The sequence below is a fragment of the Pseudomonas sp. O230 genome (genome assembly GCF_045447035.1).
Lineage (GTDB): Bacteria > Pseudomonadota > Gammaproteobacteria > Pseudomonadales > Pseudomonadaceae > Aquipseudomonas.
Map to the genome: position 1 here is coordinate 90,197 of NZ_JBJGXN010000002.1, position 20,011 is coordinate 110,207.

At 60.2% G+C, this 20,011-nt stretch carries 16 protein-coding genes and 4 tRNA genes; 4 read left to right on the forward strand and 16 right to left on the reverse strand.

Going from position 1 to position 20,011, the window contains the following annotated elements; genetic code table 11:
* Positions 1 to 169 precede the first annotated feature (169 nt).
* The 6 genes from ACI77H_RS03720 to leuC form a co-directional block, all read right to left on the reverse strand.
* Complete coding sequence (locus ACI77H_RS03720; RefSeq protein WP_407010407.1) at positions 170 to 1,180, reverse strand: aspartate-semialdehyde dehydrogenase; 1,011 nt, start codon at positions 1,178 to 1,180, stop codon at positions 170 to 172.
* A 267-nt stretch (positions 1,181 to 1,447) separates the two neighbouring features.
* Complete coding sequence (gene asd / locus ACI77H_RS03725) at positions 1,448 to 2,560, reverse strand: aspartate-semialdehyde dehydrogenase (protein ID WP_407010408.1); 1,113 nt, start codon at positions 2,558 to 2,560, stop codon at positions 1,448 to 1,450.
* Between the two features lie 68 nt (positions 2,561 to 2,628).
* Positions 2,629 to 3,711: a 3-isopropylmalate dehydrogenase gene (gene leuB / locus ACI77H_RS03730; RefSeq protein WP_407010409.1), complete on the reverse strand. Its 1,083-nt coding sequence runs from the start codon at positions 3,709 to 3,711 to the stop codon at positions 2,629 to 2,631.
* Positions 3,712 to 3,790: 79 nt separating this feature from the next.
* Entirely contained in the window at positions 3,791 to 4,558 is a 768-nt protein-coding gene (locus tag ACI77H_RS03735) for a class I SAM-dependent methyltransferase (protein ID WP_407010411.1), read from the reverse strand.
* 136 nt (positions 4,559 to 4,694) lie between these two features.
* Complete coding sequence (gene leuD / locus ACI77H_RS03740) at positions 4,695 to 5,339, reverse strand: 3-isopropylmalate dehydratase small subunit (protein ID WP_407010412.1); 645 nt, start codon at positions 5,337 to 5,339, stop codon at positions 4,695 to 4,697.
* Between the two features lie 10 nt (positions 5,340 to 5,349).
* Positions 5,350 to 6,768, reverse strand: coding sequence for a 3-isopropylmalate dehydratase large subunit (leuC, locus tag ACI77H_RS03745; protein WP_407010414.1), 1,419 nt, complete (start codon positions 6,766 to 6,768; stop codon positions 5,350 to 5,352).
* A gap of 146 nt (positions 6,769 to 6,914) precedes the next feature.
* Between leuC and ACI77H_RS03750 the strand changes: the two genes are divergently transcribed.
* Complete coding sequence (locus ACI77H_RS03750) at positions 6,915 to 7,805, forward strand: LysR family transcriptional regulator (protein WP_407010415.1); 891 nt, start codon at positions 6,915 to 6,917, stop codon at positions 7,803 to 7,805.
* Positions 7,806 to 7,871: 66 nt separating this feature from the next.
* Positions 7,872 to 11,150, forward strand: a complete 3,279-nt coding sequence (locus ACI77H_RS03755) for a PAS domain S-box protein (RefSeq protein WP_407010416.1) — start codon at positions 7,872 to 7,874, stop codon at positions 11,148 to 11,150.
* Between the two features lie 89 nt (positions 11,151 to 11,239).
* Here the strand turns inward: ACI77H_RS03755 and ACI77H_RS03760 are convergent, their stop codons facing one another.
* The 10 genes from ACI77H_RS03760 to gltX form a co-directional block, all read right to left on the reverse strand.
* Positions 11,240 to 11,686, reverse strand: coding sequence for an Hsp20 family protein (locus ACI77H_RS03760; RefSeq protein ID WP_407010418.1), 447 nt, complete (start codon positions 11,684 to 11,686; stop codon positions 11,240 to 11,242).
* Positions 11,687 to 11,803: 117 nt separating this feature from the next.
* Entirely contained in the window at positions 11,804 to 12,763 is a 960-nt protein-coding gene (locus ACI77H_RS03765; RefSeq protein WP_407010419.1) for a tRNA dihydrouridine synthase, read from the reverse strand.
* 123 nt (positions 12,764 to 12,886) lie between these two features.
* Entirely contained in the window at positions 12,887 to 13,324 is a 438-nt protein-coding gene (locus ACI77H_RS03770; protein ID WP_407010421.1) for an acyl-CoA thioesterase, read from the reverse strand.
* A 48-nt stretch (positions 13,325 to 13,372) separates the two neighbouring features.
* Entirely contained in the window at positions 13,373 to 14,206 is an 834-nt protein-coding gene (locus ACI77H_RS03775; RefSeq protein ID WP_407010423.1) for an alpha/beta fold hydrolase, read from the reverse strand.
* Between the two features lie 32 nt (positions 14,207 to 14,238).
* On the reverse strand, positions 14,239 to 14,778 hold the full coding sequence (locus ACI77H_RS03780) for a TetR/AcrR family transcriptional regulator (RefSeq protein ID WP_008028313.1): 540 nt from the start codon (positions 14,776 to 14,778) through the stop codon (positions 14,239 to 14,241).
* Between the two features lie 183 nt (positions 14,779 to 14,961).
* A tRNA-Glu gene (locus tag ACI77H_RS03785) sits at positions 14,962 to 15,037 on the reverse strand.
* An 80-nt stretch (positions 15,038 to 15,117) separates the two neighbouring features.
* Positions 15,118 to 15,193, reverse strand: a tRNA-Ala gene (locus ACI77H_RS03790).
* A gap of 53 nt (positions 15,194 to 15,246) precedes the next feature.
* Positions 15,247 to 15,322, reverse strand: a tRNA-Glu gene (locus ACI77H_RS03795).
* A gap of 79 nt (positions 15,323 to 15,401) precedes the next feature.
* Positions 15,402 to 15,477, reverse strand: a tRNA-Ala gene (locus ACI77H_RS03800).
* 189 nt (positions 15,478 to 15,666) lie between these two features.
* Positions 15,667 to 17,148 carry a glutamate--tRNA ligase gene (gene gltX / locus ACI77H_RS03805; RefSeq protein WP_407010425.1) on the reverse strand — a complete coding sequence of 494 codons (1,482 nt, stop codon included), beginning with the start codon at positions 17,146 to 17,148 and terminating at the stop codon, positions 15,667 to 15,669.
* 219 nt (positions 17,149 to 17,367) lie between these two features.
* Here gltX and ACI77H_RS03810 point away from each other — a divergent pair, with 219 nt between their 5' ends.
* Entirely contained in the window at positions 17,368 to 18,417 is a 1,050-nt protein-coding gene (locus ACI77H_RS03810; protein WP_407010427.1) for an HlyD family secretion protein, read from the forward strand.
* The gene (locus ACI77H_RS03815) at positions 18,407 to 19,957 is read left to right on the forward strand and encodes an MDR family MFS transporter (RefSeq protein ID WP_407010428.1); all 1,551 of its coding nucleotides are present in this window, start codon (positions 18,407 to 18,409) and stop codon (positions 19,955 to 19,957) included. The genes ACI77H_RS03810 and ACI77H_RS03815 overlap by 11 nt, the downstream gene beginning before the upstream one ends.
* Positions 19,958 to 20,011 lie beyond the last annotated feature (54 nt).

Consider the following 20,011-nt stretch of genomic DNA (forward strand, 5'->3'; position numbering starts at 1 on the left):
AGGTGTTGATAGTCGCTGCCGTAAGGCATTGCGCGCGGCGGCGAAGAGTCGTCGCGCGCGATCATTTCTTTCATGCCCCGGAAAGCCTCGCAGGGTGGCTTGCCTTCAGCAATCCAGCCAAGCATAGCGCCCGACCAGAATCATTCTGCAAATTGTTGCCAAGTATCTTTTACAGCAGGTCTTTTATCAACAATTCAGCCACCTGCACAGCATTGAGCGCCGCGCCTTTGCGTACGTTATCTGACGTCAGCCACACATTAAGTTCCGACGGGTCGTCGATTCCAGCGCGAACCCGACCGACGTAGACCACGTCCTGCCCTACCGCATCACCGACCGGAGTCGGGTAATCGCCGGCTTCCACCAGTTCGATACCCGGAGCGTCTTCCAGTGCCGCGTTGATTTTTACCAGGTCCACAGCGCTTGCAGACTGCAGGGTCACGTTAAAGCTATCGCCAAAAAACACCGGGGCTTGAATGCAAGTGACGGAAATCTTTAACAAAGGCATGGCCATGACCTGACGCAGTTCCCGCACCAGGCGCTTTTCCAGCAGCGTATGGCCGTTCTCGTCCGGTTTGCCGACTTGCGCCAGCAGGTTGAAAGCCATCTGCCGATCGAAAAAAGTCGGCTCCAGCGGACGCACATTGAGCAGCTCCGCAGTTTGCCGGGCCAGCTCCGTGACGGCTTCGCGGCCCTGGGCAGAAACGGCCAGACTGGCGGTCACGTTGACGCGCTGCAGATCGAGCAAACCGAGCAATGGCGCGAGCACCACGGCCAACGTGGTGGCCGACGGGCTTGGGCTGCTGACCTGGAAAGGCTTTTTCAGACCCGCCAGAACCTGGGCATTGGCTTCCGGCACCACGTGCGGCGCCTGATCGGCGGGCAATGCGCCCGACAAATCGATCAGCGAGCAACCGGCCGCCGTGGCGCGCGAGGCAAAACTCAAGGTGACCGCCGGACCTGCGGCGAAGAACACCAGCTGCACTTTGCTGAAGTCGAACTCATCGACTTCCCGCACCCGCACGTTCTTGCCGCGAAACGGCACCGAATGACCGGCGGACTCGCTGCTGGCCAGCAGGTGCAGGTTGCCGACCGGAAAATCGCGTTCTTCGAGAATCTGCACGAGCGTTTCGCCGACAGTACCGGTGGCGCCGATCACGGCAATATCAAAGGACTGGCTCATGGTTCTACCTCTGGCGAAACGGGGGGAGCGGCACTTTACCGGGTGGTGGTCATGCAGGCAATTATGTGGCGCCTATACCGACCTCATCGCGGGCAAGCCCGATCCCACATGGTTTGTATCGTGCCAAAATTCGGGAGCAACACAAAACCTGTGGGAGCGGGCTTGCCCGCGATGGCGGCGGACCAGACACCCAACAAGCCTCAGACTGTTGCGCATAAAAAACCCGCGCCCCTTTCAAGGCACGGGTTCTTTCATTGCTTCAATCGATCAACGCTCAAGCAGGATCCGCAGCATGCGACGCAGCGGCTCGGCCGCGCCCCACAGCAGCTGGTCGCCGACGGTGAACGCGCCGACGTACTGCGTACCCATGTTCAGTTTGCGCAGACGGCCAACCGGTACATTCAGGGTGCCGGTAACCTTGGTCGGGCTCAGCTCCTGCATGCTGATGTCGCGGTTGTTCGGCACCAGCTTGACCCAAGGGTTGTGCTGGCTGATCAGCCCTTCGATGTCGGCGATCGGCACGTCTTTGTTCAGCTTGATGGTCAGCGCCTGGCTGTGGCAGCGCATGGCGCCAATGCGCACGCAGATGCCATCGACCGGGATCGGGCTCTTGAAGCGACCAAGGATCTTGTTGGTCTCGGCCTGGGCTTTCCACTCTTCGCGGCTCTGACCGTTCGGCAGTTCCTTGTCGATCCACGGGATCAGGCTGCCGGCCAGCGGTACGCCGAAGTGTTCGGTCGGGTATGCGTCGCTGCGCATGGCTTCGGCGACACGACGGTCGATGTCGAGGATGGCGCTGGCCGGGTCCGCCAGTTGATCGGCGACAGCGGCGTGGCTCACGCCCATTTGCTTGATCAGTTCACGCATGTGCTGCGCGCCGCCACCGGAGGCCGCCTGATAAGTCATGGCGCTCATCCACTCGACAAGACCTGCCTCGAACAGACCGCCCAGGCCCATCAGCATCAGGCTGACGGTGCAGTTGCCACCGATGTAGTTCTTGGTGCCTGCGTCGAGCTGCTGGTCGATGACCTTGCGGTTGACCGGGTCCAGCACGATCACCGCGTCATCCTGCATGCGCAGGCTGGAAGCGGCGTCGATCCAGTAACCCTGCCAGCCGGCTTCGCGCAGTTTCGGGAAGACTTCGCTGGTGTAGTCGCCACCCTGGCAGGTCAGAATCACGTCGAGGGTCTTCAGCTCTTCAATGCTGTAAGCGTCCTTGAGCGGAGCAATGTCCTTGCCCACGGACGGGCCTTGGCCACCGACATTGGAAGTGGTGAAAAACACCGGCTCGATAAGATCGAAATCCTGCTCTTCCAGCATCCGCTGCATGAGCACGGAACCGACCATACCGCGCCAACCGATCAGACCTACACGTTTCATCGCAACTACACCTTCTTGAAAAGTGGGCCGCTGCTTTCGAAGTGGAAAGTGGCAGCGGGCCCGAGAGATTACAGATTCCGCAGCGCGGCGACTACTGCGTCACCCATTTCCTGCGTACCGACTTTAGTGCAACCGGTCGACCAGATGTCGCCCGTCCGCAGGCCTTGATCCAGCACCAGGCTCACGGCTTTCTCGATCGCATCCGCCGCGCCTTGCTGGTTGAAGCTGTAACGCAACATCATCGACACCGACAAAATGGTCGCCAGCGGGTTGGCAATGCCTTTACCCGCGATGTCCGGCGCCGAACCGTGGCACGGCTCGTACATACCCTTGTTATTGGTGTCCAGCGAGGCCGACGGCAGCATGCCGATGGAACCGGTGAGCATCGATGCCTGGTCGGACAGGATGTCGCCGAACAGGTTGTCGGTGACGATCACGTCGAACTGCTTCGGTGCGCGCACCAGCTGCATGGCGGCGTTGTCGACGTACATGTGGCTCAGCGCGACTTCAGGGTAATCCTTGGCCACTTCTTCGACGATTTCACGCCACAACTGGCTGGACGCCAACACGTTGGCCTTATCCACCGAGCACAGCTTCTTGCCGCGCACCATGGCCATGTCGAAACCGACGCGGGCGATGCGACGGATTTCGCTTTCGCTGTACGGCAGGGTGTCGTAGGCCTGACGCTCGCCATTTTCCAGAATGCGGGTGCCACGCGGCGCGCCGAAGTAGATGCCACCGGTCAGTTCGCGAACGATCAGGATGTCCAGACCCGAAACGATTTCGGCTTTCAGGCTCGAGGCCTCGGCCAGTTGCGGGTACAGGATCGCCGGGCGCAGGTTGCCGAACAGGCCCAGTTGCGCACGAATTTTCAGCAGACCGCGCTCAGGGCGGATGTCACGCTCGATGGTGTCCCATTTCGGGCCGCCCACGGCGCCCAACAGAACAGCGTCAGCGGCGCGGGCACGCTCCAGGGTTTCGTCAGCCAGCGGCACGCCGTGCTGGTCGATGGCCGCGCCGCCGATCACGTCGTGGCTCAGTTCGAAGTCCAGGTTGTACTTGTCGTTGGCCAGTTCCAGAACCTTGACCGCTTCGGCCATGATTTCCGGGCCAATACCGTCACCTGGGAGAATCAGAATCTGCTTGCTCATGCTTTCCTCATGTCATCAGTCGGTGCGCCCTGGGGCACGCCCGGAAAAATTCTATTGCTCGGCACTTATGTTTCCGAGCTTATCGTTCAGCCATCAGCACCAGCACATCGGTACTGAACGAACCATCGGCCTCAATCTCAAAATATTCGCGTACTTCGTTGCCCATCGACTGCTGCAATTCGAGGATCGCGGCACGCATCACTTGGGGTGTGCGCATGCGCTCGACCCAGCTGTTGTACTCCAGACGCAGACGTTGACGCGTGGTGCTGCGCGTGTGCAGCCCCGCCTCGCTGACCTGACGCAACCACTCGCCGGCGGAATAATCGCGCACATGGCTGGTGTCGCGCAGCACTTCGACACTTTGCAGGTACGTGTCAAACAACGGGCTGCCCGGTGACAACACGTCGACGAACGCCGCCACGCCGCCCGGCTTCAGCACCCGACGCACTTCGCGCAAGGCCAGGCCGAGATCGCTCCAATGGTGCGCCGAATAGCGGCTGAACACGAAGTCGAATTCGCCATCGGCAAACGGCAAGCGCTCGGCGGCACCAAGGACGGTGGACACGTTGTTCAAACCACGATCGACCGCCGCACCGGCGACCACGTCGAGCATCTGCTGCGACAGGTCGTAAGCCACCACCTCCCTGACCAGCGACGCCACGTGAAAACTCACGTGACCGGCGCCGCAACCGAGGTCCAGTACGCGGGCATCGCCCTGCCCGGCCAACTCGGCCTGTAGCAGCGCAAATTCGGTGCCTCGAGCATGAACAGCGCTGCTCAGGTAGGCCGAGGCCTGCTCACCGAATTGCTTTTGGACTACCTGGCTGTGCTGGGCGGTGCGGGTCATGGGGAGTTCCTTTTTGGGGAGAGTCTTGTGTTGCTTGTTCGGGCCTCATCGCTGGCAAGCCAGCTCCTACAGCGGAGTGCGATTCAACTGTAGGAGCTGGCTTGCCAGCGATGGCGTCATCACGCCTTACGCACAATCAAACGTCGCGAAACAACCAAGGCTGGCTCGCCCGGTGCTTGCTTTCAAACGATGCGATGGCCTCGTGATCCTGCAAGGTCAGGCCGATGTCATCCAGGCCGTTGACCAGGCAATGCTTGCGGAACTCGTCAAGCTCGAAACTGTAGACCTTGCCATCCGGCCGGGTCACGGTCTGGGCTTGCAGGTCGACCGTCAACTCGTAGCCAGGATTCGCTTCGACCTGCTGGAACAGCTCATCCACTTCAGCGTCGCTCAAGATGATCGGCAGCAAGCCGTTCTTGAAGCTGTTGTTGTAGAAGATGTCGGCATAGCTCGGCGCGATGATGCTGCGGAAACCGTACTCTTCCAGCGCCCACGGCGCGTGCTCACGGCTGGAGCCGCAACCGAAGTTCTCGCGGGCCAGCAATACGCTGGCGCCTTGATAACGCTCGGCGTTGAGGACGAATTCCTTGTTCAGCGGACGCTTGGAGTTGTCCTGGTAGGCATAGCCCACGTCCAGGTAGCGCCATTCGTCAAACAGGTTCGGGCCAAAACCGGTGCGCTTGATCGACTTCAGGAACTGCTTCGGAATGATCTGGTCGGTGTCGACGTTGGCACGATCCAATGGCGCGACCAGGCCGGTGTGTTGGGTAAAAGCTCTCATGTGCGGTTCCTCAGATCAGTTCGCGAACGTCGATGAAACGACCGTTGACGGCAGCCGCCGCGGCCATCGCCGGACTGACCAGGTGCGTACGGCCACCGGCGCCCTGACGACCCTCGAAGTTGCGGTTGGAGGTCGAGGCGCAATGCTCGCCCGACTCCAAACGGTCCGGGTTCATCGCCAGGCACATCGAGCAGCCCGGTTCACGCCACTCGAAACCGGCTTCGAGGAAAATCTTGTCCAGGCCTTCGGCCTCGGCTTGCGCCTTCACCAGGCCCGAGCCCGGCACCACGATGGCTTGCTTGATGGTCGAAGCCACTTTGCGGCCCTTGGCGATCACTGCCGCAGCGCGCAGATCTTCGATCCGCGAGTTGGTGCAGGAGCCAATGAATACGCGGTCCAGCTGAATGTCGGTGATCGCCTGATTGGCGGTCAAACCCATGTACTTCAAGGCGCGCTCGATGGAACCGCGTTTGACCAGATCCATTTCCTTCGCCGGGTCCGGCACGTTCTGATCGACCGCCAACACCATCTCGGGCGAAGTGCCCCAGCTGACTTGCGGTTTGATCTGGGTCGCGTCGAGTTCAACGATGGTGTCGAACTTCGCATCCTTGTCAGACACAAGGTCTTTCCAGGCTTCGACCGCCAGGTCCCATTCCGCGCCTTTCGGGGCAAACGGACGGCCTTTGACATACGCCACGGTTTTTTCATCCGCAGCCACCAGACCTACGCGAGCGCCGGCCTCGATGGACATGTTGCAGATGGTCATGCGGCCTTCGACAGACAAGTCGCGAATGGCGCTGCCTGCAAACTCGATGGCGTGGCCATTACCGCCGGCGGTGCCAATCTTGCCGATGACCGCGAGCACGATGTCCTTGGCCGTCACGCCGAACGGCAATTTGCCTTCGACCGACACCAACATGTTCTTCATTTTCTTGGCGACGAGGCACTGCGTGGCGAACACATGCTCGACCTCGGAAGTGCCGATGCCGTGGGCCAGAGCGCCGAACGCGCCATGGGTCGAAGTGTGCGAATCACCGCAGACCACGGTCATCCCTGGCAACGTGGCACCCTGCTCCGGACCGATCACGTGAACGATGCCTTGACGCACGTCATTCATTTTGAATTCGGTGATGCCATATTCGTCGCAGTAGTCATCGAGGGTCTGAACCTGCAAACGCGAGACCTGGTCGGTAATCGCTTCGATGCCGCCTTTGCGATCCGGCGTGGTCGGCACGTTGTGGTCCGGAGTGGCAATGATCGAGTCGACGCGCCAAGGCTTGCGCCCGGCCAGACGCAGGCCTTCGAAAGCTTGGGGCGAAGTCACTTCATGGATGATGTGGCGGTCGATATAGATCAGCGACGACCCATCGTCGCGCCGTTTCACTTCATGGGAATCCCACAGCTTGTCGTAAAGCGTTTTGCCGGCCATCAGACGGTCCTCATCAGCGTGTTTCTATGCCCTGGGCTTTGAACAATTCAATAACCCTTTGGCTTGTGAGGTCGATCCTAGGGGGTTACATTAAATAACTCAAATTCATATTTTTTATGCTTTGGATAACCAACTGGAATACGACGATGGATCTCGCCAACCTCAATGCCTTTATTGCCATCGCCGAGACCGGAAGTTTCTCCGGCGCCGGTGAACGGCTGCACCTGACGCAACCGGCGATCAGCAAACGGATTGCCGGGCTGGAGCAGCAATTGAAGGTGCGGCTGTTTGATCGACTGGGGCGTGAAGTCGGCCTGACCGAAGCCGGGCGCGCCCTGTTGCCACGGGCTTATCAGATTCTGAACGTGCTGGACGACACCCGCCGCGCCCTGACCAACCTGACCGGCGAAGTGACCGGCCGCCTGACCCTGGCCACCAGTCACCACATCGGCCTGCACCGTTTGCCGCCCTTATTAAGGGAATTCACCCGACGCTACCCACAAGTCGCGCTGGATATTCAGTTCCTCGATTCGGAAGTAGCCTACGAAGAAATTCTCCATGGCCGCGCCGAACTGGCCGTCATTACCCTGGCGCCGGAACCCCACGCGCTGGTCAAGGCCACGCCGGTGTGGGACGACCCGCTCGATTTCGTGGTTGCACCGGAGCATTCACTGATCAGCAATGGCGCGGTCAGCCTCGCGGACATCGCCCTGCATCCGGCGGTGTTCCCCGGCGGCAATACCTTTACTCACCACATCGTCCAGCGCCTGTTTGAAGCGCAAGGCCTGACGCCGAACATCGCGATGAGCACGAATTATCTGGAAACCATCAAGATGATGGTGTCGATCGGCCTGGCCTGGAGCGTGTTGCCGCGCACAATGCTTGACGATCAGGTTGCGCGAATACCCTTGCCGGGCATACAACTGACTCGCCAGCTAGGCTATATCCTGCACACCGAACGGACGCTGTCGAACGCAGCACGGGCTTTTATGGCCTTGCTGGATGCACAACTCGATCTGCCAGGGATTCAAGGCTAACTTGTGCTACTCCTATAGAGCCGCAAAACCCTGTGCCTAACGCCCAACTCAGCCCAAGGCCTGCCAATGCCGAAATCTGTTGACCGTATTCCGCCGATGCCACGTATTCAGGCGCTTGACCCGAAACGGTCCGAGCAGAGCTGGGAGAGTGCGCCGCAGCTGCTAGCCGCCCTCAACGGCGCGCGTTTGGGTGCCTGGTATTGGGACATCGAGCGCGGGCAGATCAGTTGGTCGCGAGGTACGCACGCATTGTTCGGTTTCGATCCCCGGCAACCGTTGCCGGCGGATCTGGAATACCTCGATCTGCTGCCGCCCGAAGACCGGGCCAAAACCATTCCCGCGTTCCACGCGGTGATTGCCGGCGCGCCGCTGGAACAGGCGATGCACCACCGCATCCGCTGGCCCGACGGCAGCCTGCACTGGCTGGAGATCAACGGCAGCCTGCTGCCGGACAAACACGGCCGGCCGCGCATGATCGGGGTGATTCGCGAGATCACCCACCAGCGCCAACGCGAACAGGCACTGAGCAGTTCGGAAAAGCGCTTCGCCACGCTGTTTCACCTGTGCCCGAATATGGTGCTGCTGACACGCCAGGAAGACGGCCTGATCACTGAAGCCAACCAGTATTTCGAAAGCCTGTTCGGCTGGCCGGTGCAAAACGCGATTGGCCGCACGACGGTCGAACTGGGCCTTTGGGTGCACCCGGAACAACGGGAGAAACTGGTCAAGGCGACCAAGGCCAAAGGTGAGCTGGTCAGCATGGAGGTGCAATTTCGCGCCAGCAATGGCCAAGTCCACGACGGCATTCTCAGCGCGCAAAAAGTCGAACTCGAGGGCCAGCCCTATCTGCTCAGCACCTTCCTCGACACCACTGAACGCAAGGCTGCCGAACTCGCCCTGAAAGACAGCCAGGAGCGCCTCGATCTGGCGCTGGACTCGGCGCAACTCGGCACCTGGGACTGGCACATTCCCAGCGGCATGCTTTATGGCTCGGCCCGCGCCGCGCAGTTGCACGGACTGGACCCCAAACCGTTCCATGAATCCTTCGAAGAGTTTTTCGAAGGCGTGCCCGGTGAGGAGCGCGACAGCATGCGCGATGCTTATCGCAGCCTGCGCGAAGGCCCGGCCGGCAACTATCAACTGACTTACCGCGTGCAACTGGAGGACGGCACTTCGCGCTATCTGGAAAGCCGCGCCCGCCTCTACCGCGATGAAAACGGCGTCCCGTTTCGCATGGCGGGCACCTTGCTGGACATCACCGATCAGGTCGAGCGCGAACAGAAGCTGGTGGCCTCCGAAGAGAAATTTGCCACCCTGTTCCAGGTCAGCCCGGACCCGATCTGCGTCACCCGCCAGGACACCGGCCAGTTCATCGAGATCAATTCCAGTTTCACCCAGACCTTTGGCTGGAGCACCACCGAGGTGATTGGTCGCAGCGCCGACGAAATCGGCCTGTGGGACGCCTCGGCGAAAAGCCTGCGCCGGATCGAACAAGTCATCCGCGAACAGGGCCTCAGCAACGTGGCAATCCTCGTTCAGCACAAGGACGGCCAATCGCTGACCTGCGTGATTTCCAGCCGCCAGATCAGCGTCGGCAATCAGCCATGCATCGTCACGACCTTGCGCGACATTACCCAGCAACAACGCTCGGAAGCGGCGCTCAAGGCCAGTGAAGAGAAGTTCGCCAAAGCCTTCCACTCCAGCCCCGATGCCATCACCATCACCGAGCGCGACACCGGGCGCTATCTGGAGGTCAACGACGGCTTCTGCCGCCTGACCGGCTACCGCGCCGATGAAGTGGTCGGCCGCACGGTGTATCAGGTCGGTATCTGGGCCGAGGAGAAACAGCGCTCGGCACTGCTCGCCGAGCTGCAGATCAAGGGCCGCGTCCATCACCAGGAAATGCTCGGCCGCAACAAGCGCGGCGAACTGTTGACCGTCGAAGTCTCGGTGGAACCGATCACCCTCAACGAAACCGCGTGCCTGCTGCTGACCGCGCGGGACGTCAGTTTGCTGAAAAACGCTGAAGCGCAGATCCGCCACCTGGCCTACCACGACCCGCTGACCAACCTGCCCAACCGTGCACTGCTGATGGATCGCCTGAGCCAGCAAATCGCCCTGCTCAAACGCCACAACCTGCGCGGCGCCTTAATGTTTCTAGACCTCGACCACTTCAAGCACATCAACGATTCGCTCGGCCACCCGGTGGGCGACACGGTGCTGAAAATCATCACGGCGCGCCTTGAAGCCAGCGTGCGCATGGAAGACACCGTTGCGCGGTTGGGCGGCGACGAATTCGTAGTGCTGCTCAGTGGCCTGGAAGGTTCGCGCAATGAAGTCAGCGCGCAGGTCCGCGAGCTGGCGGACACCTTGCGCGAACTGCTGTCGGAACCGATGTTCCTCGACGGCCAGCGGCTGCAAGTGACACCGAGTATCGGCATCGCGCTGATTCCCGATCATGGTTCGACCCCGACCGATCTGCTCAAACGCGCCGACATCGCGCTGTATCGGGCCAAGGATTCGGGGCGCAACACGACGCAGATGTATCACAACACCATGCAGAAGGCCGCCAGCGAACGCCTGCGCATGGAAACCGACCTGCGCCTGGCGCTTTCCCGGGGCGAATTCGACGTGCATTACCAGCCGCAGGTGGATGCCCGCGACAATCGTATCGTCGGTGCCGAGGCGCTGGTGCGCTGGAACCACCCGGAGCTCGGCGCGCAATCGCCCACCGAATTCATCAAGGTGCTGGAAGACAGCGGACTGATCCTGGAGGTCGGCACCTGGATCGTCGACGAAGCCTGCGATGCGTTTAAACAGTTGATCGCCAAGGGCCTGATCGACCCGCTCGACTTCAGCCTGTGCGTGAACATCAGCCCGCGGCAGTTCCGCCAGAACGACTTCGTCGAACGCATCGAGCTCAGCCTCGCCAACCACGGCCTGCCCTGCTCGCTGCTGAAACTGGAGATCACCGAAGGCATCGTCATTCAGAACCTGGAAGACACCATCAGCAAAATGCGCCGCCTGAAAAAACTCGGTGTGAGTTTCGCCATGGACGACTTCGGCACCGGTTACTCCTCGCTGACTTACCTCAAGCGACTGCCGGTCGACACGTTGAAAATCGACCAGTCGTTCATCCGCGATGCCACCACCGACCCCAACGATGCCGAGATCATCCGCGCCATCGTCGCCATGGCCCGCAGCCTGGAATTGAAAGTGATTGCCGAAGGGGTGGAGACGCCGGAGCAATTGGAGTTTTTGCAGGGGCTGGGCTGCCATTTCTATCAGGGCTACTTGCACAGCCAGCCGCTGCCGATGGAAGCGTTCGAAAAGCTGCTGAAATAAAACGGCACCTGCAGGAGCGAGCTTGCTTGCGCCTACAAAGTAGCGGGCACAAAAAAGGGCGCCATTGGCGCCCTTTTCATTGCCCTGCCTTAGTGCTGCAGCGCGGGGTTTTGCGTCCCGTTGATCGGAATGCGTTTGGCTTTCGCCTCTTCCGGCACGACACGCAGCAGGTCGATGCTCAACAGGCCGTTGCGCAGGTCGGCGGCCTTGATCTCGATGTGATCGGCCAGGCGGAACGACAGTTTGAACGCCCGTTGGGCGATGCCTTGGTGCAAGAAGGTCACGCCTTCAGTCGCGTCGCGTTTGCCGCCACTGATGGTCAGCACACCTTTCTCGACTTGCAGGTCCAGGTCTTCTTCCTGGAAGCCCGCGGCCGCCACCACGATGCGGTATTGATCGTCACCGTGTTTTTCCACGTTGTAAGGCGGATAGGTGCTGCCTGGCTCGTTGCGCAGGGCGGTTTCGAACAGGTCGTTGAAACGGTCGAAGCCAACCGAGGAACGGAACAGTGGGGCCAGGGAAAATGCAGTAGTCATGGTTCAAATCTCCTGAAAACAATCAGCAAGTTTTTGTCTCCGCGACCCGAATTCGGCATCGCGTAATCCTTAAATAAGGATCGCCGATTGCTTTTCAAGAGACTATTTTCAAATTTTTCAGGCAGCCTCCAGCACCTGCAACCCGAGCAAACGCGAAACCTGATCCAGCTCGGTTTCACGACGAAGCAGGGTGAACAGCTCAACCGCTTCGGGATAATTGCGGGTCAGCATTGCCAGCCATTGCTTCAGCCTACCGGGCGATTGCCGTGGCGTCATCTGCGCCTTGGCCTGCAGCCAGAAGTCCTGAATCAGCGGCAGCAGCTCGGCCCAGCTCATTTCGACCACTTCTTCACCGGCACGGGTGGCGGCGATCTGCCGGGCCAGGTCCGGGCGCGACACCAGCCCGCGGCCGAGCATGATGTCTTCCACGCCGCTGATTTCGCGACAGCGGCGCCAGTCTTCGACGCTCCAGATATCACCGTTGGCAAACACTGGCACCTTGACCACTTCCTGCACGCGAGGGATCCACTCCCAATGCGCCGGCGGTTTGTAGCCGTCCATCTTGGTCCGTGCATGCACCACGATGTGCTCCGCGCCACCTTCGGCCAGGGCCGTGGCGCAAACCAGCGAGCCGTCGGGGCTGTCGAAGCCAAGACGCATTTTCGCGGTGACCGGAATGTGCGCGGGGACGGCGCGACGGACATGCTCGACGATCTGGTTCAGCAGTTCGGGCTCTTTGAGCAGTACCGCGCCGCCACGGGATTTATTGACGGTCTTGGCCGGGCAGCCAAAGTTCAGGTCGATGACTTCGGAACCCAGCTCGCAGGCCAGTGCGGCGTTTTCCGCCAGGCACACCGGATCAGAACCCAACAGCTGCACGCGCAATGGCACACCGGATGCGGTGCGCGCACCCGTCAGCAATTCAGGGCCGAATTTGTGGAAGTAGGCAGGCGTGAGCAGTTGGTCGTTGATCCGGATGAACTCGGTCACGCACCAATCGATACCGCCCACACGGGTCAGCACGTCCCGCAGGATGTTGTCGACCAACCCCTCCATGGGTGCCAAAGCAATTTGCATGAAAAACACACTCGACGAAAAACGTGCGGCAGTTTACTGGTTTCGGCGGTTAGAAGGTATTTCGTCAGACCGGACGGTGTTGATTGTGCGGACGCCTTCGCGGACATGCCGCGAAGGGATCAGTCAGATCGCGACTTGCAACGCCGGACCATAACCCTCGATGAACTCTGCCGGCATGCGCTTGGGCTTGCCCGAGGACAGTTCAATACAGACAAACGTGGTTTGCGCGCGCAGCAGCGTGGTGTTGTCGCTCGGGCGCTTGAGCTGGAAGTGCCGGGTCATTTTCAGGCGCTGATCCCAATCGACGATCCAGGTTGCCAATTGCAACTCATCGCCTTCATAAGCCGCCGCCAGGTAATCGATCTCGTGCCGGACCACCGCCATCGCCCGATCCAGTCGCCGATACTCGACCAGGTCGAGGCCAAGCCGCTGCGAGTGGCGCCAGGCGCAGCGTTCGAGCCAGGTCACGTACACCGCGTTATTCGCGTGGCCCAACCCGTCGATGTCCTCGGCGCCCACTTCCAGATCAATGATAAATGGCGTTGCCCGATCCCAGCCCATGCCCCACTCCCGGTCAGATGATGTCGACCGGGGCAGTGTACCGGATGCTCAGGCCGATTGGCGCGATTGCAGGCTGCGACCGGCCAGCAGTGATAACACCCCATCAATCACCCGCGGGTCGGCGAGCACCCGTTGATGACCGCCCTCTTCCAGCCGCAACAAACGGCTGTCAAACCAGGCCTCGTGGATCAGTTGAGATTCCTTGACCGAGACGAAGTTGTCGTCATCGGCATGAACGATCAGACCAGGCATGTCGAGTTGATAGCGCGAGACATCCAGTGCAGCCGCACGCATGCCGACGTCTTTTTCGACCTGGCGAATGAACGCGGAACGGGCTTTTGGGGGCAGCCGAACGTAGCGGGCGAAACCACGTAAAACCCCGAGAATCCGCGCCGGCGCAGCAATCGTCACCAGGGTTTCAGTGCGCAAACCCAACTGAACGGCGAGCATGGCGCTGGCACCGCCCATCGAGTGACCGATGACTGCTTGCAGCGGCGGCAACTCGGCCGCGGCCTCGAGCATCGCCCGGGCGAACAGCACGACGTTAGCTTCGTTGCCGGGTGAGCGGCCGTGAGCCGGACCGTCCAGAGCAACGACGGTGTAACCGGCCTCAACCAGCGCGGTGATCAGGCTGGCAAACTGCGTCGGCCGACCTTCCCAACCATGCATCAGTAACACCGCCGGGCCTTGCCCCCAACGCAACGCCGAGAGGCCGAAACGGAGCGTGATGCGCTCGGATTTCGCCAGCAACGGCAACTCCCAATCACGCGGCGGCAGATCCCGCGGTGTCATGAACGCCAGTCGCATTTTGCTCGCGACCAGTTTCGGTGCAAACCAGCCCAAGGTGCCATTAACGCCACGAACCCACTTCAACGTGCTCATCGCTCTCACTCCTCAGGCCATTTGCCTTCAGGTCATAGCACCGCCGATTTGGCGGCGCGCAGCAATCGATCGGACAACTCGCCCGGCCCCAGCGCCCGCGCCAGAGCCAGACCACCGACCATCAAGGCCATGTCGGCCAAGGCTTTGTCAGTGTCTTCAGGGCTGGCCGCCAGCTGCGCGACCATCATTTCCACGTGTTCATTCAACGCCACCCGAAACGCGTCCGGCAGGCGACCCAGCTCACCGACGGACGCCGGGATCGGGCACGCCGACTCAGAAGAGTCCCGGTGTTTGCGTGACAGGTAAAACGCCGCCACCAACGCGCGACGTTCTTCGCCGGTCAATTCGGCATCCATGTCGGCAATCAGGCCACGGCGGTGACCGAGCAGTTGCTTGAACGCTTCCAGCATCATCGCGTCCTTGCTTTCGAAGTGCGCATAGAAGCCGCCAACCGTCAGGCCGGCGGCGCCCATCACTTCGCCCACGCTCGGTTCGGCCGGGCCACGCTGAATCAGCGCTGCGCTAGCGGCCTTGAGAATGCGTTCGCGGGTTTGAGCTTTTTTATCGTTCATCGTTGCCTCCGAATATTACGACTAGAATATTATTCTCATAATAATTTTCCGCAAGTCGTGGATGCGACCGCTGGTCTGAAGAACAGTTTGAAAGAAATGGGGGATTTGGCCAAACGCCAGACAAACAAAAGGGCCATTCAATAATTGAATGACCCCTATAAAATCCCGCAGAGCGGGTAATCGTGGCGTCCCCTAGGGGACTCGAACCCCTGTTACCGCCGTGAAAGGGCGGTGTCCTAGGCCACTAGACGAAGGGGACGCAAAACCTTCTATACAACTGATCAGTGCTGAGAGCTGATCGATTCAAGGCCGGTGTGGCCAGACCTTGAACTGTAAAATTGGTGGAGCTAAACGGGATCGAACCGTTGACCTCTTGCATGCCATGCAAGCGCTCTCCCAGCTGAGCTATAGCCCCGGATTTTTCGCCTCGCGGCGGAGCGACATCTTGCAACATCGCTTCTGTAAAACTGGCGTCCCCTAGGGGACTCGAACCCCTGTTACCGCCGTGAAAGGGCGGTGTCCTAGGCCACTAGACGAAGGGGACGCAAACCCTTCTATACAACAGATCAACGCTGAGTGTTGATCGCTTCAAGGCCGGTGTGGCCAGATCTTGAAGTGTAAATTGGTGGAGCTAGACGGGATCGAACCGTCGACCTCTTGCATGCCATGCAAGCGCTCTCCCAGCTGAGCTATAGCCCCTCATCGCTGAGGACGGGGCGAATCTTAATGGCGCTTCGGAAACGTGTCAAATTTATTTTTAACAATTCCCAAAGTTTTTTGCCGACATAACAATCACTTACCGCCCTCCCCCCGTAAATTCGGGGGAAGAGCCGAAGATCAGGATCAAAAGACCACAACCTCCGGCAGCTCCTGTGGGGTCAAACAACCTCAGGCGATGTTGCCCAAGAGTTTTTCCCACTCCTTGTTTTCCTTCTTCGATACACCACCGAGCAGGTCAATGGCTTGGCGCAGACGGAAACGCGTGAGGTCCGGGCCGAGGATTTCCATCGCATCGAGCACCGACACCGAGCTCGCCTGGCCAGTGATCGCAGCGAACATCAGCGGCATGGCGTCACGCAGCTTCAGCTCCAGGGATTCGACCACCGCTTGAATCGTTGCGGTGATGCTGTCCTTCTCCCACTGCCGCAGGCTTTCCAGTTTCCACAGAATCAACTGCATCAACTGACGGACCTGATCGCCCGACAGTTTCTTCGATTCAAACAGCTTGGCATCCGGGTTCACGCCACCGGCGAAGAAGAAGCCGGCCAGCGGTGCGACCTGGCTGAAGGTTTCAACGCGGCCCTGCACGTGCGGCGCGATCTTCATCATGTACTCAGGATTCAGCGCCCAGGTCTGCAAGCGACTGGCGAACTCTTCCACCGGCAGGTCACGCAGCCATTGGCCGTTGAGCCACGACAGTTTCTCGATGTCGAAAATCGGCCCGCCGAGGGAGACGCGGCTCAGGTCGAAGTTGTCGACCATTTCCTGCAGCGAGAACTTTTCGCGCTCGTCCGGCATCGACCAGCCCATGCGCCCGAGGTAGTTGAGCATTGCTTCCGGCATGAAACCCATGCGCTCGTAGAAGGTCACCGAGGTCGGGTTCTTGCGCTTGGACAGCTTGCTCTTGTCCGGGTTACGCAGCAGTGGCATGTAGCACAGCTCCGGTTGCTCCCAGCCGAAGTACTCGTACAGCAGAATCAGTTTCGGCGCCGAAGGCAGCCATTCTTCGCCGCGCAGCACGTGGGTGATGCCCATCAGGTGGTCGTCGACCACGTTGGCCAGGAAGTACGTCGGCAGGCCGTCGGTCTTCATCAGCACTTGCATGTCCATGCGATCCCACGGGATCTCGACATCGCCACGCAGCATGTCCGGCACCACGCACACGCCTTCACTCGGCACTTTCATGCGGATCACGTGCGGCTCGCCGGCGGCCAGGCGACGTGCAACTTCATCGGCAGACAGCAACAGCGCACGGCCGTCGTAACGCGGGGTTTCGCCGCGAGCCATTTGTTCGGCGCGCATCTGATCCAGTTCTTCGGCGGTGCAGAAGCACGGGAAGGCGTGACCCATCTCGACCAGTTGCTGGCAGTACTTCTGATAGATCTCGCCGCGCTCGCTTTGACGGTATGGACCGTGCGGGCCGCCGACGTCCGGGCCTTCGCTCCAGTCGATACCCAACCAGCGCAGGGCGTCGAAAATCTGCTGTTCGGACTCGCGGGTCGAACGCAGTTGGTCGGTGTCTTCGATCCGCAGGATGAACTCACCGCCGTGCTGCTTGGCAAAGCAGTAGTTGAACAAAGCGATGTAAGCGGTACCTACGTGGGGATCCCCGGTAGGCGATGGCGCGATGCGAGTGCGGACGGTGGTCATGGCAAGTCTCGAAATGAAGATAAAACAAAGGGCGAATGGTAACAGGCGTTGCCCGCCCGGCTCCAGTGAGCAGGGCATTTAAGCCAAGTTTGCGTCTACAACGGGCCTGAGCCGCGCTGAAGGGTCGATTATCAACCGATGGCATTTACCCACTATCGACTGTATGCCAAATTCCCCTGCTGATAACTTTCCTTACAATTTCTCGACTACAGTTTGCCCATGCCAGCCCAACTCAAGCGTCGCCTGTTTATTTTCCTGTTGATCGTCCTCCTGATTGCCGGGGGCTTTTTTGCCCAATGGTTCTTCAAGGGACGGTTTTATGAAAGCACCGACAACGCCTATGTCCAGGGCGAGATCACCCGTGTCTCGAGTCAGTTGGGCGCGCGCATCGATCGGGTGCTGGTGCAGGACAACCAGCACGTCGAGAAGGGTCAGTTGTTGATCAGGCTCGAAGGCGATGACTTCCACCTCGCCGTCGACCGCGCCAACGCCGCCCTCGCCACCCGCCAGGCCGAACGCCTGCAAGCCCAGAGCAAACTGACGCAACAGGCCAGCCTGATCGCCTCCAGCGAAGCGCAAGTCGCGTCCAGCCAGGCCAGCCTCGGTCGCTCGCAGATCGACTTGTCCCGCGCACAAACGTTGCGCAAACCCGGCTACGTGTCGGAAGAACGAGTGACCACCCTTTCCGCCGACAACCACATCGCCCGCTCGCAGGTGACCAAGGCCCAGGCCGACGCACAAAGTCAGCGCCAGCAAGTCAATGCCCTCGGCGCGGAGATCAAGCGCCTCGACGCCATGATCGCCAATGCGAAAACGGATCTGGCCCAGGCCGAGCTGAATCTGACCCGCAGCGAAATCCACGCGCCCATCAGCGGCCTGATCGGCCAGCGTGCTGCCCGCGAAGGCCAATATGTGCAGGCCGGCGCCTATCTGTTGTCGATCGTCCCGGATCAGGACATCTGGATTCAGGCCAACTTCAAGGAAACCCAGATTGGCCACATGCAGCCCGGACAGAAAGCCGAACTGACGTTCGACGCCTACAGCGACACACCGATCGACGCACGGGTCGACAGCCTGTTCGCTGCCTCGGGCGCGCAATTCAGCCTGTTGCCCCCGGACAATGCCACGGGCAACTTCACCAAAGTCGTACAACGGATTCCGGTAAAACTGACCTTCGCCGCGGACAATCCGTTGCGCGGCAAGATTCGTCCGGGCATGTCGGTCACCGCCAAAGTGAACATCAAAGACACCCCTGACGATGGCCGGTGATCAACTGATCCGCCCGGTCGGCGAACCGACCCGGCGGGACTGGATCGCGGTCATGAGCGTGATGCTCGGCGCGTTCATGGCGGTGCTCGACATCCAGATCACCAACTCGTCGCTCAAGGATATTCAGGGCGCGTTGTCGGCGACGCTGGAAGAAGGCTCATGGATTTCCACGTCGTATCTGGTTGCGGAAATCATCATGATTCCGCTGACGGCGTGGCTGGTACAACTGCTCTCGGCGCGCCGTCTGGCGGTGTGGGTTTCCCTTGGATTTCTTGCCGCGTCCCTGCTCTGCTCGATGGCGTGGAGCCTGGAAAGCATGATCATTTTTCGCGCGCTGCAAGGCTTCACCGGCGGCGCGCTGATCCCGCTGGCGTTTACCCTGACGCTGATCAAACTGCCCGAACACCATCGCGCCAAAGGCATGGCCATGTTTGCCATGACCGCAACGTTCGCGCCCTCCATCGGCCCGACGCTCGGCGGCTGGCTGACGGAAAACTGGGGTTGGGAATACATTTTCTACATCAACATCCCGCCGGGCCTGATCATGATCGCCGGCCTGATGTACGGGCTCGAGAAGAAAGAAGCGCACTGGGAACTGCTGAAAAGCACCGACTACACGGGGATTCTCACCCTTGGTATCGGCCTCGGTTGTTTGCAGGTATTTCTCGAGGAAGGTCATCGCAAAGACTGGTTGGAATCAAACCTGATCGTGACCCTGGGCAGCATCGCGCTGATCAGCCTGATCACCTTTGTGATCGTGCAGTTTTCCAAACCCAATCCGCTGATCAACCTCGGGATTCTGGGCAATCGCAACTTCGGCTTATCGAGTATTTCCAGTCTGGGAATGGGGGTCGGGTTGTACGGCTCGATCTTTCTGTTGCCGCTATACCTGGCGCAGATCCAGAACTACAACTCCCTGCAGATCGGCGAAGTGATCATGTGGATGGGCGTGCCGCAGCTGTTCCTGATTCCGCTGGTGCCGAAGCTGATGAAGTACATCTCGCCAAAATGGCTGTGCACGCTGGGCTTCGGGTTGTTCGGCCTGGCGAGTTTTTCCTCAGGGGTGCTGAACCCGGATTTCGCCGGTCCGCAGTTCAATCAGATCCAGATCATCCGCGCACTCGGCCAGCCGTTGATCATGGTGACGATCTCACTGATCGCCACCGCGTACATCCTGCCGCAGGACGCGGGGTCGGCGTCGAGCCTGTTCAACATCCTGCGCAACCTCGGCGGCGCCATTGGCATCGCCCTCCTCGCCACGTTACTGGATGCGCGGACCAAGACCTACTTTGATTATTTGCGTGAATCCATTGTGCCGAGCAACCCACAGGTGGCCGAACGGATGGCGTCGTTGACCGACCGGTTGGGCAGTGAAGCGGCAGCGCTGGGCAAGCTCAGCGAGATTGCGCATCAACAGGCGTCGATCATGGCTTACAACGATGCGTTTCACTTTGTCGGGATTGCGCTGGGGATCAGCATGATTGCGGTGTTGCTGACCAAGCAATTACCGGCGGGACTGAAGGCTGGCGAGGCGCACTAGTTGATATTTGTATCGCCCTGACTGGCCTCATCGCGGGCAAACCCTGTGGGAGCG